General features: G+C 40.4%; 11 protein-coding genes, 1 tRNA gene and 2 pseudogenes. 8 read left to right on the plus strand and 6 right to left on the minus strand.

All coding sequences use genetic code 11. From position 1 onward, the window contains the following. Positions 1 to 6: 6 nt before the first annotated feature. From MNY66_RS12145 to MNY66_RS12160, 4 genes are read right to left on the minus strand one after another with little or no spacing between them, the layout of a single operon-like run. Positions 7 to 765 carry a fimbria/pilus periplasmic chaperone gene (locus MNY66_RS12145; RefSeq protein ID WP_047254601.1) on the minus strand — a complete coding sequence of 253 codons (759 nt, stop codon included), beginning with the start codon at positions 763 to 765 and terminating at the stop codon, positions 7 to 9. 58 nt (positions 766 to 823) lie between these two features. Further along, positions 824 to 3331, minus strand: coding sequence for an outer membrane usher protein (locus MNY66_RS12150; protein ID WP_241500985.1), 2508 nt, complete (start codon positions 3329 to 3331; stop codon positions 824 to 826). A gap of 39 nt (positions 3332 to 3370) precedes the next feature. Continuing rightward, positions 3371 to 3916, minus strand: coding sequence for a fimbrial protein (locus MNY66_RS12155; protein ID WP_231636990.1), 546 nt, complete (start codon positions 3914 to 3916; stop codon positions 3371 to 3373). A gap of 58 nt (positions 3917 to 3974) precedes the next feature. Then, the gene (locus tag MNY66_RS12160; RefSeq protein WP_047254602.1) at positions 3975 to 4547 is read right to left on the minus strand and encodes a fimbrial protein; all 573 of its coding nucleotides are present in this window, start codon (positions 4545 to 4547) and stop codon (positions 3975 to 3977) included. A gap of 1279 nt (positions 4548 to 5826) precedes the next feature. Between MNY66_RS12160 and MNY66_RS12165 the strand changes: the two are divergent. After that, a pseudogene (locus tag MNY66_RS12165) lies at positions 5827 to 6704 on the plus strand (IS3 family transposase); the annotation flags it as partial. Positions 6705 to 7311: 607 nt separating this feature from the next. On the opposite strand, the gene MNY66_RS12170 reads toward MNY66_RS12165, so the two are convergent. Then, positions 7312 to 7455, minus strand: coding sequence for a hypothetical protein (locus MNY66_RS12170; protein ID WP_156171041.1), 144 nt, complete (start codon positions 7453 to 7455; stop codon positions 7312 to 7314). A gap of 70 nt (positions 7456 to 7525) precedes the next feature. On the opposite strand from MNY66_RS12170, the pseudogene MNY66_RS12175 reads away from it, so the two are divergent. Next, positions 7526 to 7660 (plus strand): annotated as a pseudogene (locus tag MNY66_RS12175) (integrase); the annotation flags it as partial. Between the two features lie 21 nt (positions 7661 to 7681). Here the strand turns inward: MNY66_RS12175 and MNY66_RS12180 are convergent. Beyond that, positions 7682 to 7758 (minus strand) — tRNA-Arg (locus MNY66_RS12180). Positions 7759 to 7948: 190 nt separating this feature from the next. Between MNY66_RS12180 and folD the strand changes: the two genes are divergently transcribed. From folD to MNY66_RS12210, 6 genes are all read left to right on the plus strand, one after another. Further along, positions 7949 to 8815, plus strand: a complete 867-nt coding sequence (gene folD / locus MNY66_RS12185) for a bifunctional methylenetetrahydrofolate dehydrogenase/methenyltetrahydrofolate cyclohydrolase FolD (RefSeq protein WP_047256390.1) — start codon at positions 7949 to 7951, stop codon at positions 8813 to 8815. Positions 8816 to 8828: 13 nt separating this feature from the next. After that, positions 8829 to 9041: a ribosome-associated protein YbcJ gene (gene ybcJ, locus MNY66_RS12190; RefSeq protein ID WP_047256389.1), complete on the plus strand. Its 213-nt coding sequence runs from the start codon at positions 8829 to 8831 to the stop codon at positions 9039 to 9041. 900 nt (positions 9042 to 9941) lie between these two features. Further along, positions 9942 to 11090 (plus strand): fused PTS fructose transporter subunit IIA/HPr protein, encoded by a 1149-nt coding sequence (gene fruB, locus MNY66_RS12195; RefSeq protein WP_047256388.1) that lies wholly within the window; start codon positions 9942 to 9944, stop codon positions 11088 to 11090. Then, positions 11087 to 12037, plus strand: a complete 951-nt coding sequence (fruK, locus tag MNY66_RS12200) for a 1-phosphofructokinase (protein WP_047256387.1) — start codon at positions 11087 to 11089, stop codon at positions 12035 to 12037. Before fruB ends, fruK begins: the two co-directional genes overlap by 4 nt. Before the next feature lie 11 nt (positions 12038 to 12048). Further along, on the plus strand, positions 12049 to 13767 hold the full coding sequence (fruA, locus tag MNY66_RS12205; RefSeq protein ID WP_241500986.1) for a PTS fructose transporter subunit IIBC: 1719 nt from the start codon (positions 12049 to 12051) through the stop codon (positions 13765 to 13767). A gap of 397 nt (positions 13768 to 14164) precedes the next feature. Then, positions 14165 to 14836: a YecA/YgfB family protein gene (locus tag MNY66_RS12210; RefSeq protein ID WP_053907782.1), complete on the plus strand. Its 672-nt coding sequence runs from the start codon at positions 14165 to 14167 to the stop codon at positions 14834 to 14836. The last annotated feature ends 7 nt before the right edge of the window (positions 14837 to 14843 follow it).

Here is a 14843-nt window from a genome sequence, read left to right on the forward strand (position 1 = left end):
CGCTCCTTATGATTTTTTATCAGGGGCTACAACACATTGATTAGCAACACATTTAAAATATAAATTTAAGCGCCCGCCATAGTCATTAATATATGTCAAAATAGGCGAATTACCCAATTCTGCACTAGAAACTCCTAATGATTTCTCACTAAATGGAGCAACCATGACGGCATCAAATGCTTTTTTCATTGATTCATTATCCGTCGCAGATGCACCAATAATAGTGACATAAAAAGGCGTAGGATTTTTGGCAATATATTGATTGCCTTGTTTTAATAAAATTAATTTTTCTTGCCATGGATGATTCATTTTTTCAGTATCATCTATAACAATATTCTGAGGACGATAAAATAGTTTAATTTTACTCTGTAACGCTAACTGTAATACATTCGGCTTATCACTTTTAGGCGGAATTTCTCGCAAATTAAAATAAAATAAGCTTTCTCTATCTTGAGGTAACTGTGCAACCGCAGGTAATGCTTCAATACGTAATTGACTTGATTTACCTGGTTCTAAACGCTGAACCGGGGGTAAAACAGCAAAAGGAGAACTGACCTTTTGCTCTTGATCATTTTCAATCCATCCTTGTGCTAAATAAGGAAGTTGTGTGTTTTTATTTGTGATTGTTAAAGCTACGTTTTTTTGATCACTATTAAAAATAATTCGAGTACGATCTAAAGTGACCGCAGACCAAGCTTGTGTTGAATATAAAACAACTAATAAGGCGGTTGTTATTAATGAACGCTTTGAATGTTTTATTTTCATTTTATTATCCATTTAATTTTTATTAAAAAAGATCGAACAGATTATCTAATCTCGATATCTATTTCTGACGTTGCGTAGTTTGCCCACACGGAATAAATAGGTTAGTCGTTAGTTCTTCAAGTTGTGTCGGAAAATGTAGTTGGCATTGTTCATCGCCTCCCCATTGCACAGACATAACTTCATTAGCTCTAATACCACTAATATAAGCTTGGCCATTGTCATTCATAATTCCAACATTTTGGCCGCGAACATTGCGTATTTGTGCACCAAATGGAGGATAGCTACCATCTTCTTGACGAATAACAACCATCATTTTTTTACCGGATACCACCTCAAATTTACGGTAACCAATAGCGCCTTCTGTTAACGTAGCCTGAACTACAGAATCAGCAACTTCAGCATCATCAGGTAACTTATTGAGGTCTATTTTCACTTTATTCCGATAATAACTATTCACATCAGGGATCACCGCTTTACCAAAAATATTAGACTCAACGGTTGCACCGCGCCCTTGTACCGGTATATTTTGAACACCGTCAGTGTCAACTAATAAGCGCGTTCCACCCAGTGTTGATACACGGTGCATATCTGCTCCTTCAGGTGTAAAAGTAAATCCACCTTGAGCGCCTAATCCAAATGCAGTGTAATTGTTATGAAGATAACTTGCATTTGCAGTCAATCGTGCATTACTTCCTTGATGCGTAATGTATGCACTACCCGTCGCACCTTGACGAGCTGCGCCAGCACTTAATTGATAAGATGTTTCATTGTCAATTCTGTCATAATAAGTGGCTCTATTCGTTATTTCATTGTCATTAGCCGATATAGAATAGCCAATATTAGCGCCATTCCCCCACGGCATAGATATCGATAAATAAGCCCCATCATCATAAGTTTTATTATAGATATTACGATAAGCAGAAAGAGACAAATTAATATTCTTAATTCCACCTAGCTCTATAATTTTAGTTAACATCAAATTATAACGATCACTGTTAGGTCGATCCCAATAAGTTTGATGGGTATAATTTAAATAACCTGAAATCTGTGCATCGATGAAATTTTTATTCAACGAAACAGTATACATTTCTTTATTACTACCCTGACGCATACCATTTTCTTTCGCCGATAAATAGTCAGACATGCCCATAAAATCACGTTCAGAAAAACGATAACCTGCGAACTGTATTTGACTATTGTAATCATCAAAACGTTTAGAATAGTTGATACGATAAGAGCGACCATTCAAGTTATTTTGACCTGCTAATCGAGTAATAGATTGAGTGATATCAAAAGACAGCGCTCCAAAAGCAAGTAAATCACGGCCAATCCCCAGAGCAAATGAATTATATTCTTGGCTATTTAAACTTCCACCAAATAAAGACCAACCATTACTAATACCCCATGAGAATTCACCAGTAGCAAATAAATTCCCCTGACTATGATGGTCAATTGTTGTTGGCTGGCCTACCGATAATTTATATCTGATAGCACCAGGACGAGTTAAATAAGGGATAGTCGCTGTATCTACTTGAAACTCTTGTATTGCTCCATTGTCTTCTTCAACTCTAACATCTAATTTACCGCTAGTTACATCACTTAAATCTTGAATACGAAACGGTCCTGCGGCAACTTGGGTTTGATATATCACCCTTCCTTGCTGACTAATAATAACTGTCGCATTAGTCGCCGCGACACCTGAAACCTCAGGCGCATAACCCCGTAAATTTGGTGGTAACATATTGAGATCAGAGCGTAAGCTTCCACCAGTAAAACGAAAGCTATCAAAAAGGTCTGAATTCAAATAGTCCTCACCTAATGTAAGCTTGGCGCGTAACTGCGAAATGGCTCTATAAGCGTAAAATCGACTCCACTCAAAAATTGAATTAACCGGTTTATCTGACCCTGTAGCATGGTTAAGGCGCCCCTGCCAATCAGCTCTAACTCGCCATGCCCCGAGGTTCACACCGACAACACCATTACCATTCATGGCATATGTATTATGCCCATTATTATGAGGGCGAGTGGTTCTTGCGGTCAAATTATAATCAAGCATCGCGCCAGAAACACCTTCATCCCATAAAGAAGGTGGGTCCCATGTTGCTGTTCGATACTCTAAATAAGCTTGTGGTACTTTCACATATAAAGTTGATGTAGAAAGATCCCCGCGCGCTTCTACACCAGGTAAACTTGCTAGATTCAAACAAGTATTCTCACGCAACCACGTTAAGTTTTTTATCGAATCTTCAGTTAAGCCAAATTGCTCAATAATATTATGAGTTAAGCAAGCTTGACTTTTATTAGGATCTTCTCCATCAGGATAAAATGTTATTTTTTGTTCCGGTAACGTTTCTTTATTCAATTGAATTTTAAGTGGGTAGCTGCCCGGCATAATATAACCAGCTTGAGAAAACTGGCCTAAATCGATATTTTGTTTATCATCTAAATCAAGTAATTCTGTATTAAATTGAACGACATCAGCTGCCATGAATGAAGATGAATAAGCCATCAGTACTGTCATCACAGCAAAATAAACCGCACGAGGTTGATGAGTAATACGTGACATAAAAATATCCTAGATAAGAGTAAGTACTAAGCTTAAAAATTAATAATAATCAATTTTAAACCGCAGTAATGTTTGATAACTGCCTGATTTTAATTGATGATTATCCGTAACCAATTGTAATTCATAGTTTAGTGTCATCTTATCAGGTGATATTTCTCTTCTAGGTAATGGCTTTCCTGCTACAACAGTTGTTCCATACTCATCTCGCAAAGCAAGTTGCACACCTTTGGCTTCACCACTTACAGTAAAAAAATCGCCATTAGAAGGTCCATCAAAAGTAACATCAAAAGTTTGCCACTCATTCTTATGCGGTAAGTAACTCTCCAATCGACAGTCAACTAATTGAATATGAAACTCTTTAGGAGGTGCTTTACCTAATTGCTTCAGTGTAGCTAAAGAAATAATGCCCATATCAATAGTCTGATCTCTCGATCCAGTTTCTATTGCACAGGCAGTATCAACAATTTCCCCATACATAGAAACTTTTCCCCATCCTTGGGAAGACGCAGCAAAAACAGGCAAGCATATACCGAACAAACCAAGAGTAATGCATGAACTAAAACAATGTTTTTGCCATCCTTTCACATGAAACCTCTACATATTAGAAATAAAACATACAAGTATATTAATCAATAAAAATCAATTAGTTATATGTCAACGTAAAGTTGGTAACACCTTCGAATTTACCTAATGGAATTTTAGCGACATCAACATTGGCACCACGTACGTAAGCACTGTATTCCAAAGTATTGCTGCCATTTTGCAACTGGTGATCTTGAGTCGTTGATTTACCCATCTCAATAGGCATACCGTTTGTATCAGTAATTTGGATACCTACGTTATCTTTAGCATCTGCTGCTGAGCCTTCAAGAACTAATCCTGTCACACCTAACAAGGTAGGATCGAATTTAGCGCTAGCGCCGCTAAAGGTAATTTTTACTTTATTATTTGGAGCTTTGGTTCCAGAATCAAAAACACAGTCTTCTAATTCGATAGTAAAGGGTTTTGGCGAAGATGCGCCCCCCTTTGCTAAAACGGAGTTAGCTATTTGGCCTAAATCAACGGTCTGATCGATAGAGTCGGCACTAATTGAGCATGGAGCATCAACAATTTCACCTTTAAATTTAACTTTACCGTGACCTTGATTAGCGGGAGCTGCAAATGCAGATACACTGATAACACTTGAAATCAAAGCTGTTAATATAACTTTTTTCATAGCTAGTTATGACCTTTTCATGAACAATAGAGAATCGAGAGTTAATTAAAAACTCACTGAGATAAATAATTAATATATGTTTCAAAATAGAAAATCACATATAAATGGCTACTTAAATGAATATTAATTACATTAGCAAATAATTAGTTCTAATCACCAACAAAGATGATAAGTATACTAATAAATATAACCACACACTTATAATTTATATAATTAATAAAAACAAATACAACCAGTGCGAGTATTAAAAACATATTTTATTAATGAGTCAATAGGGGATTTATAATTGTTAATAGCCAATAAAAAAACAGCTCATTAAAAGATTATCAATAATTAATTAGATATTAACCCTTCAAATTATTATTAAAATAAATATTAACAAATAGATACTTATCTTCACTTCCTTCGTAACATAACAAAAAAAACAACATAAACAATAAAAATAACAACCACATACATAAAGCATGTAAAATAAAAAACACTAACCCTATAAATGTTGAATTAAATATATTTATTACATTATATTTACATTGAACTTTATTTATTTAATATAATATTTTGATACAAAAAATCATAATAAGACTATTATCTCATTGTTTTCAAAAACTAAGCAAACCCGATAAGATAATCAAAAAAAGACATGATGTGCAGCAAAACTGCTAATTAATAACTAAAATGGTTAAAAACCCATGTTTTGTATGTTTATTTAACCATTATATAGCATATTATTTTGACGTATCTACCAAATAAACAATGATCAGTTAAGGTTAGTCTTAATGCGAGCGGGAATTAATAAAGTAAGGTCTAAAATATTTATTTTAATCATAATTACTCAAGTATTAGATATATTTTTCTATTATTAATAATAATTTTCACCATAAGTTAAATTATTAAATTTTCACGCTATCAACTTTGCTAAATCATCTGGATATTTTATAAATCACTATTTCATTTATCTAAAATTAAAGACAGGTTAATATATCCATATTGAAATTATCTGCCATAGTAATTAAAATCAAAAGGTACTTTTAATTAGCCTGTACTCTATGAGTATAAATAGTTTCTTTAATTATAGTTTCGTTGATTATAATTTCCTTAATTCTAAATAGTTCACTTAATTTCCTCTATTTGAATTATTAATTTGAATTCAACACGTAAACCTATCATCTCATGCTTAGTTATTTGTAAATCAACACCCTACTAAGCCTATATTGATTTAAGACAGTTAATCATCTGAATAAAGATAATATGCTCACCTCATAACAATGTAGAAGCTCTATTGATAAAACGAAATTTCAGTGCAGAATTTAAACCTGAATCCGCTCAGTGAGCTGTTGATTAGAACTACACTGTTGTTGATGCCGCTAAAGCCATGAATATCGGTCTTTCCACTATGGCCCGATGGGTAAAACAGCTGCAGGATGAACGGGCAGACAAAACCCCGAAAGACTCTCCCATCACACCCGAGAAAATTGAAATACGTGAATTAAAGAAAAAACTTCAACGTATTGAAATGGAAAACGAAATATTAAAAAAGGCTACCGTGCTCTTGATATCAGACTCCCTGAACAATTTACGTTAATCGGAAAGCTTAGGGCGCGTTATCCCGTAGCCACTCTCAGCCATATATTAGGGGGATGCATCGCAGCAGTTATAAATACTGGAAATGCCACTCGGTTCAGCCAAATAGAAGATGCACCGAATTACGCAGTCAAGTTCAGGAATAACACAACATCAGTCATAGCTGTGCTGGGGCAAGGAGATTGCCACAATGGCAACGTTCAGGGGATTCCCGATGGGGCGTTGGCTTGCAAGTAGACTCATGAAAGAGCTCGGCCTTGTAAGCTGTCAACAACCGAAACACCATTACAAACGTGGCGAACAAGAACATGTTGCTATACCGAATCATCTTGAACGTCAATTTGCAGTCACTGAGCCTAATCAGGTGTGGGGGGCGATATCACCTATATCTGGATAGCTCAACGCTGGGCGTATCTCGCCGTTGTTCTCGACTTGTTCGCAAGGAAACCGGTGGGCTGGGCAATGTCATTCTCTCCAGATAGTAGACTAACCCTCAAAGCGCTGGATACGGCGTGGGAAACTCGCAGTAAACCAGCCGGGGTGATGTTCCACAACGATCAGGGGAGTCACTATAGCTAAATCCAACACACAGGCTAAATAGCTCTACCCATGATGATGCCTTCTAATATACGTGATATCCCAGACATAATAGTGATTATGTTGTTCAGGCGAAAATTGTCATTTAAGCAAATTAGGGGCATATCGATGTTAGTTACCCGATGAAGGATAGTAGTGCTTTTTCATGGAGATAATTGCAACTAATTGATTTAATTTCATGATATTCGATATTTTATGAGTACCAATTTAGTGACCTTAATCCTTTAACTCCGCTTAGATACGCCTTTTGCCATAAGTTTGACTCGATGCATGAAAAACACGTTTTATTTCACCACTCAGCCTTTTATTTTCAGCTGTCGGTATTTTAGTTGCATAATAAAAAACTACTGCTGCTTACTTCAAAAAAGTGGCATAACTCAGTGACCGTGAAATTTGAGTACATGATTTTCATTTGCTTCACGATTTTGAGTTTTGATTGTCGAGGATAAAGTAAGCAGTGGCTTTTTTGATATGTCATATCCCTCTGTGCTCACTTAAGCTGAGTCTCTAATTCTTGAATGTGCTGTTGTTCGGGTGTTAGTGCTTTTGATTTTAGTGGAGTATTTACATTTAGCACGACGAGATACTATTGCTTCCATCGTGACACAACAGACTTACCCGCGCCGGATATTTTTTCAACTTGGGAATTGCTATATCCCCCTTCAACCATGAGTTTTGCATATTCCAATTTTTGCTTTGGGCTAAAAGTCACTTTTACTTTTCGGGTCATATTTATCCCTATAAGATTTTGCTTAATGATCAGCTATAAATCTCTACAGTTTTATTAGACCATCACAGGATCAGTTGATATGGTGAGAAGGTATGCTCATCTTGCACCCAATCATTTAACTGAACACGCTAAGCAAATAGACACTATTTTTGGCACTTGCGTCCAAAATACGTCCCAGTTAGCAAAAGTGGAGAATTTTAAATGATGGTAAGTGATTGAAAATTAATGGTGCGCCCTGCAGGATTCGAACCTGCGACCTACGGCTTAGAAGGCCGTTGCTCTATCCAACTGAGCTAAGGGCGCCTTGGGGAAGGCTTCAGCCTATCTGGCTGATAGCGTTGGATTATACGGTTGCTGAGCCGGTAGTCAATCGCTTTTATCGTCTAAAATTGTTGATTGCTCATTTTGTGTAATATTATTAAGACTGACAGATGCGCTGAGTTCTGCCAAAATAGTCACCATACCAATGTTTCACGAATGGATTAGATAATAGATGTCAGCAAAAATTATAGATGGGAAATCGATTGCGCAGACAATCAGGCAAGAAGTTGCGGAGAAAGTCAGTCTGCGTCTGGCTCAAGGTAAACGCGCTCCCGGTTTGGCCGTAATTTTAGTCGGTGCTAATCCCGCCTCACAAATCTATGTCGGCAGTAAACGCCGTGCCTGTGAAGAAGTGGGTTTTATCTCGCGTTCATACGATTTACCGGACACCACAACTGAAGCAGAATTGCTCAAGCTTATAGATACACTGAATAACGATCGCGAAATCGACGGAATTTTAGTGCAACTGCCCTTACCCGCGGGAATTGATAATGTAAAAGTTATCGAGCGCATTCATCCAGATAAAGACGTGGATGGTTTTCATCCCTATAATGTAGGCCGCCTGTGTCAACGCGCACCGCGTTTACGTCCCTGCACGCCGCGCGGTATTGTCACTTTGCTAGAGCGCAGTGGTATTCATACTTATGGCTTAAACGCAGTTATTGTGGGTGCGTCCAATATTGTTGGCCGCCCGATGAGCTTGGAGCTGCTGCTGGCAGGCTGTACCACGACGGTTACACACCGTTTTACTAAAAATCTCGAACAACATGTCAGACAAGCCGATTTATTAGTAGTGGCTGTGGGTAAACCGAATTTTATTCCGGGAGACTGGATTAAACCGGGAGCAATCGTAATTGATGTGGGTATTAACCGTTTAGAGAACGGTAAAGTTACCGGGGATATCGATTTCGAACAGGCTGCGAAGCATGCTGCATGGATAACGCCAGTTCCTGGCGGTGTCGGCCCGATGACCGTCGCAACATTGATTGAAAATACTCTGCAAGCGTGCGAAGAGTATCACGATACTGATAATAAATAATCTAAGGAATAACATGGATATCTTCCATCTTGAGGGTCACCCTCATATCGAACTTTGTGACCTATTGAAAATTGAAGGCTGGGCAGAAAGCGGTGCCGCGGCGAAAGCCATCATTGCAGAAGGCTTAGTGTCTGTTGATGGGCAAATTGAAACGCGTAAACGTTGCAAAATTACCGCGGGCAAAGTGGTTTCTTTGGGCGATCAACAAATTGAGATCAACGCTTAATTCTGTCGCTGGCTGTCGCTGGCTGTAGCTGCACTGTATCGCTACACTATATTATCTCGCTACACTATATTGTATGGCATGATTGCCTGGCTCTGTAGCTACAGTCTATCGCTATATTGTGCGGCTATTTCCTCGCTATATTTAATGGCAACAAAGTCAGGCAAAATAAAGTCAGGCGATAAGATGCATTCAGTCGCCAGTAATTAGCCTGTAATGTAGCAAGTAATAAAGATTAATTTGGCAAGTGCTAAGAGAAACAAAAAGCTGAAATTTATTTCAGCTTTTTGTTTCTCTACTTCAGCAAATTATCAGCCGTTAACTCGGCGATTATCTTAAAAGCTATCTGCCTCACCAATTATTTTCTTTGAGAACATTAGCATAACTCAATAATTTTATTCTCTTTTTTATTTTACTTACGAATAAATCCGTATTAAATCGCTATTCAGCGCATCGTGAGGATCAAGGCTATTCTCGCCATAATTCTGCCAATATCGATGTTATGCCTTACGCTCTCTGCGGGTAACACTCTTATATTGTATGATATGCCTCAGTATATACTTCACTCTATAAACCAATCAAATAAAGACAGTGAATAACCGCAGCTATCTTTTGCCTACAGCTTGAGGTTGAATTCTATAAATCTACTGCTAAAATATTGCCCGCAATACAAACTTCAGCAACTTTCAGCCTCTCTGGCTGATACTATCTTTTTATGCGATTCGGATCACATTATCGAATCACTTCATTAGTCAGATCATTATTTGTTCGAGTACATTGTATACGTAATTTGAATCGATTCAGTCTCGATGAGAACGGCAAATGCAGCGCAATGCAACAAGCCGTTGTTAAACATAATATTAAGCTGAATCGATTCTTTATCAGTAATGATCAGGAGATATTATGTTTAACCTGTTAACACAAGATATCCATCTTGCAGCCACAGCACAGAATAAAGAAAGCGCCATTAAACAGGTCGCCGCTGCGCTGACTGAAGCCGGATATGTCAAAGATGGCTATGTCCAAGGCATGCTAAACCGAGAAAATCAGGCACCGACCTATCTGGGTAATGGTATCGCTATCCCGCACGGGACCACTGATACTCGTGATCAAGTATTAAAAACCGGTGTGGCGGTATTCCAATTTCCAGCGGGCGTTAATTGGGGTGATGATCAAACCGCATATATCGTTATCGGTATCGCTGCGCAATCAAACGAGCATTTATCTTTATTACGTCAGCTCACTAAAGTACTGAGCGATGAAGCTATTGCTGCCGAAATGGCAAAAACAGACTCTGCCGAGACATTACGCAGTTTATTAATGGGCGAAAAAACTAGCCAAGCCTTGGCTTTTTCTCCGCAAACTCTGTCTTTAGGCATGGATGCGCACAGCCTGAACGTGTTGCAAGCGATGAATATTGCGCGCTTACAACAAACTGGCGCGATCGCCAATGAGTTCATTACACACGCGTTAACCCATCAACCGCTGCATTTAGGCCAAGGTATTTGGTTAAGTGATAGCCCTGTTGGGAATCTTGGCAGTGCTATCGCCATTGCAACCCCCCAAGAAATTTTCTCGACGCAGGATGAACATGCCGTCGCTATGTTAGTTACTGTCGCGATGGCGGATAATCAGCCTGAAGCGGTATTGAATAATTTAAGCCAAATTTTGTTACAGCAACACGCAGCCAACATGCTGAAAATTACTGATGCAGAAACATTAGTTAATTTACTCAATAATGAAAATAGCGGCGCACAACAACCTGAAAGTGGGCTAAGTGAAGAATTCGTGATCCGCAATGCACACGGTCTGCATACTCGTCCAAGCACTATGCTGGTAAGCACAATTAAAAAATTCGACAGTGCAGTGACCGTGACTAATCTCGATGGATCAGGTGTACCGGTTAATGGCCGTAGTCTGATGAAAGTCGTCAGCCTTGGGGTGAAAAAAGGTCATCGTTTACGTATTAATGTGGAAGGCCCGGATGCGCAAGTCGCCTTGGAAACTATCGGTAATGCCATCCGCGAAGGTCTTGGCGAGGAGGTCGCATGAGCCGCAGAGTTGCAACAATTACCCTAAATCCAGCCTATGATCTGGTCGGTTTAGTGCCTGAAATCGAACGTGGTGAAGTTAATCTGGTAAAAACCGCCGGTTTACACGCGGCAGGTAAAGGAATTAACGTCGCCAAGGTTCTGAAAAACTTAGGTATCGATGTGACTGTGGGCGGTTTCTTGGGGAAAGAAAACCAAGACGGATTCCAAAAAGTATTCAGCGAAACCGGTATTGCTAATCGCTTCCAAGTCGTCGAAGGCCGCACCCGCATCAACGTTAAATTGACGGAAGGTGACGGAGTTGTCACAGACTTTAATTTTTCAGGATTCGAAGTAACAAAAGCCGATTGGCAACGTTTTGCCAGTGATTCGCTAAGCTGGGCGGGTCAATTTGATATGATCTGTGTCAGCGGTAGCTTACCGGCAGGCGTCGCATTAAATGACTTCACTCAATGGATGGAACGCCTACGCAACGAGTGCATGTGTGTTATTTTTGATAGCAGCCGCGACGCACTGGTTGCCGGCTTGAAAGCTTCACCATGGCTAGTTAAACCGAATCACCGTGAATTAGAAATTTGGGCAGGCAAACCTCTGCCAACCCTGAAAGATGTGGTTGCAGCGGCGAATCAACTGCGTAATCAAGGTATTGCGCACGTGGTTATCTCATTAGGTGAAAAAGGCGCAATGTGGGTTAACTCCTCCGGTGCATGGTTAGCCAAACCACCAAAATGTGAAGTAGTCAGCACTGTAGGTGCCGGCGACTCAATGGTGGGAGGATTGATTTACGGCTTGATGATGCGTCAAACCAGTGAACATACCTTACGTTTAGCCACCGCAGTTGCTGCGTTGGCCGTTTCACAACCGAATGTGGGTTTCTCTGATCGCGAACAGCTAGCCAAAATGATGGCGCGAGTTGATCTTCAACCTTTCAACGCAGAAGCCGAATAAGGAAAGGACCTATGAAAACATTTATTATCGCCAATAGCGCACAAGGCCCTGCTGCGGCCATGATGGCTAGTCAGGCATTAAAAAGTGTCGCCGCTGATAATGGGCTGGTAGTCGTCGATGATATTAATCAAGCCGAGTTAGTGATAGTTGCCGGTAATCATGCACCTAGTGGCATCGATTTAAACGGAAAAAATGTCTATTTTGCGGCTATCGAAGAGGCAATCCGTACCCCTGCGGCAATGATTGCCCATGCTAAAACGCAAGCTGCTGTTTATCACCCTGAAAATAATAGCACCAATGCTCAAGCGCCAGAAAACAGCGCAAATTCAGGCAAAATGTCGGTATTAGCGGTTACAGCTTGCCCAACAGGTGTTGCCCATACTTACATGTCTGCCGAGGCGTTAGAAGCCGAAGCCAAAAAACGCGGCTGGCAAATTAAAGTCGAAACCCGCGGCTCTGTCGGTGTAGGGAACGAAATCAGTGCCGAAGAAATTGCTCAGGCAGATTTGGTGATCGTGGCTGCCGATATTGAAGTTAATGTGGATAAATTTGCCGGCAAACGTATGTATCGTACGTCAACCAGTGCGGCATTGAAGAAAACCGCGCAAGAAATGGATAAAGCGCTGAAAGAGGCTCGTGTGTTCCAAGCCTCCGGTGGCTCCTCTTCTGAGGCATCGAGCAGCAAGGGAGAAAAACGCGGTGTTTATCGCCATCTGCTAACCGGGGTGTCTTATATGCTGCCGATGGTAGTTGCCGGTGGTCTGTGTATGGCACTGTCTTTTGCTTTCGGGCTAGATGCAGCCAATGTGGAGGGTTCATTAGCTTGGGCGTTGAAACTCATCGGTGGTGGCACAGCGCTAGCATTAATGGTGCCGGTACTCTCGGGGTATATTGCTTATTCGATTGCAGATCGTACCGGGATCACCCCGGGGTTAGTAGGCGGTGTGTTAGCCACAACCTTAGGTGCCGGTTTCCTCGGTGGTATTATTTCGGGTTTCTTAGCCGGTTACTGTGCGCACTTTGTCAGCACCAAGTTGAAACTGCCTCAAACCATGGAAGCCCTAAAACCTATCTTGATCGTACCATTGATTTCGACCTTGGTGACAGGTTTGGCGATGATTTATGTCATCGGTAGCCCAGTCGCATGGTTAATGGATTGGTTAACTCACTGGCTGAATACCATGGGAACCACCAATGCAGTCATTCTTGGCGCAGTATTGGGGGCGATGATGTGTACCGATATGGGTGGCCCATTAAATAAAGCCGCGTATGCTTTTGGTGTTGGTTTGCTGAGTTCACAAACCTATGCGCCTATGGCTGCAATTATGGCGGCCGGTATGGTTCCACCACTGGCGATGGGCGTTGCCACCTTAATAGCTCGCCATAAATTTGTGCCCGCAGAGCGCGAAGCCGGTAAAGCTTCTTTTGTTCTCGGTCTGTGCTTTATCTCTGAAGGGGCAATCCCGTTTGCCGCGAAAGATCCTATCCGTGTATTACCAAGTTGTATTATCGGTGGCGCGTTAACTGGCGCACTGTCTATGTACTTTGGTATTCAGTTAATGGCACCTCACGGTGGTCTGTTCGTGCTATTAATTCCGGGCGCTATCAACCACGTGTTGATGTATCTGCTAGCAATTATTGCGGGTACAGCGGTCAGCGGTATTCTGTATGCGGTTATTAAAAAACGCAGTTCTCAGGAAGCGCAAAAAGAAATGGCTAGCATGGCTTAATCTTTCTAACCGTTAACCTGTCAATATTAATCGACGGTATTTAATTCAATTTAAATGCCGTCGATTTTTTTCAATATTATATTTTTAGTTTTTGATACTGATCAGCTGCTGATTTTTTCTTTTAAGCAAAGAATAACCGTTGTTATGCCCCAAGCCATTCCCCTCTATTTTTAACTAACGCCATTAATGCTAGCGCTTTTTATCCATTCTTTTTCAGTGGTTTTCAGGGATATTCTCAGTTTTTTGCTTCGTTTTATTATACACTCTGGCCATTAACCCGAAGCCGTATTTACAGCATCCTTGGCGGCTTATCTTAGTGTCTGAATACAGTGTCTGAATACAGTGTCTAAATCGATAGATTAAGATAAATCGCCGTTAAAAATAAAGGTAACTCACCATGAGCACAATAACTGATAAAGATTTTGTTTGGCTAAACAGAATATTAACCAAATATGGTAATAAAGACTCTGTGCTAGATGTGTCTGAACTTGATGGCATGTTAACGGCGATTATTACCGGCCCGACAATTTTGCCCCCTAACGAATGGATGCCTGCAATCTGGGGCGGTAAAGAGCATACGCCGGATTGGCAATCTGATGCAGAATTAAAACGTTTTATCACCTTAATTCTCGAATTAGGCAATATTATTGAAGAAACGCTGATCGATTATCCTGACCAATTCGAACCCATGTTTAATTACCGCGAAGATCAAGAAAAAGAATATCTGATCGTTGAAGAGTGGTGTTTTGGCTTTATGCGCGGTGCCGCCTTACAAGATTGGTCAGGATTACCGAGTGAACGACAAGCTGATTTTGACGCCATCGCCCTGCACGGCCGGGAAGAAAACTTTCCTTTGCTGAGCGAAATGAACGAAGAACAACTGCTCGAAAGCATTCATGCCATCCAACCCGCCATTGTTAAATTGCACCAATTTTATCAACCACAGCGAGTTATAGCACACCAAGAGGCGCTCAATGTGCCGGTAGTCGTGGCTGAAAAAATAGGTCGTAATGACCCTTGCCCATGCGGCAGTGGCAAAAAATATAAGCAATGCTGCTTGAGTAAATAATTGGCCA

Source organism: Moellerella wisconsensis (assembly GCF_022592395.1).
GTDB lineage: Bacteria > Pseudomonadota > Gammaproteobacteria > Enterobacterales > Enterobacteriaceae > Moellerella > Moellerella wisconsensis.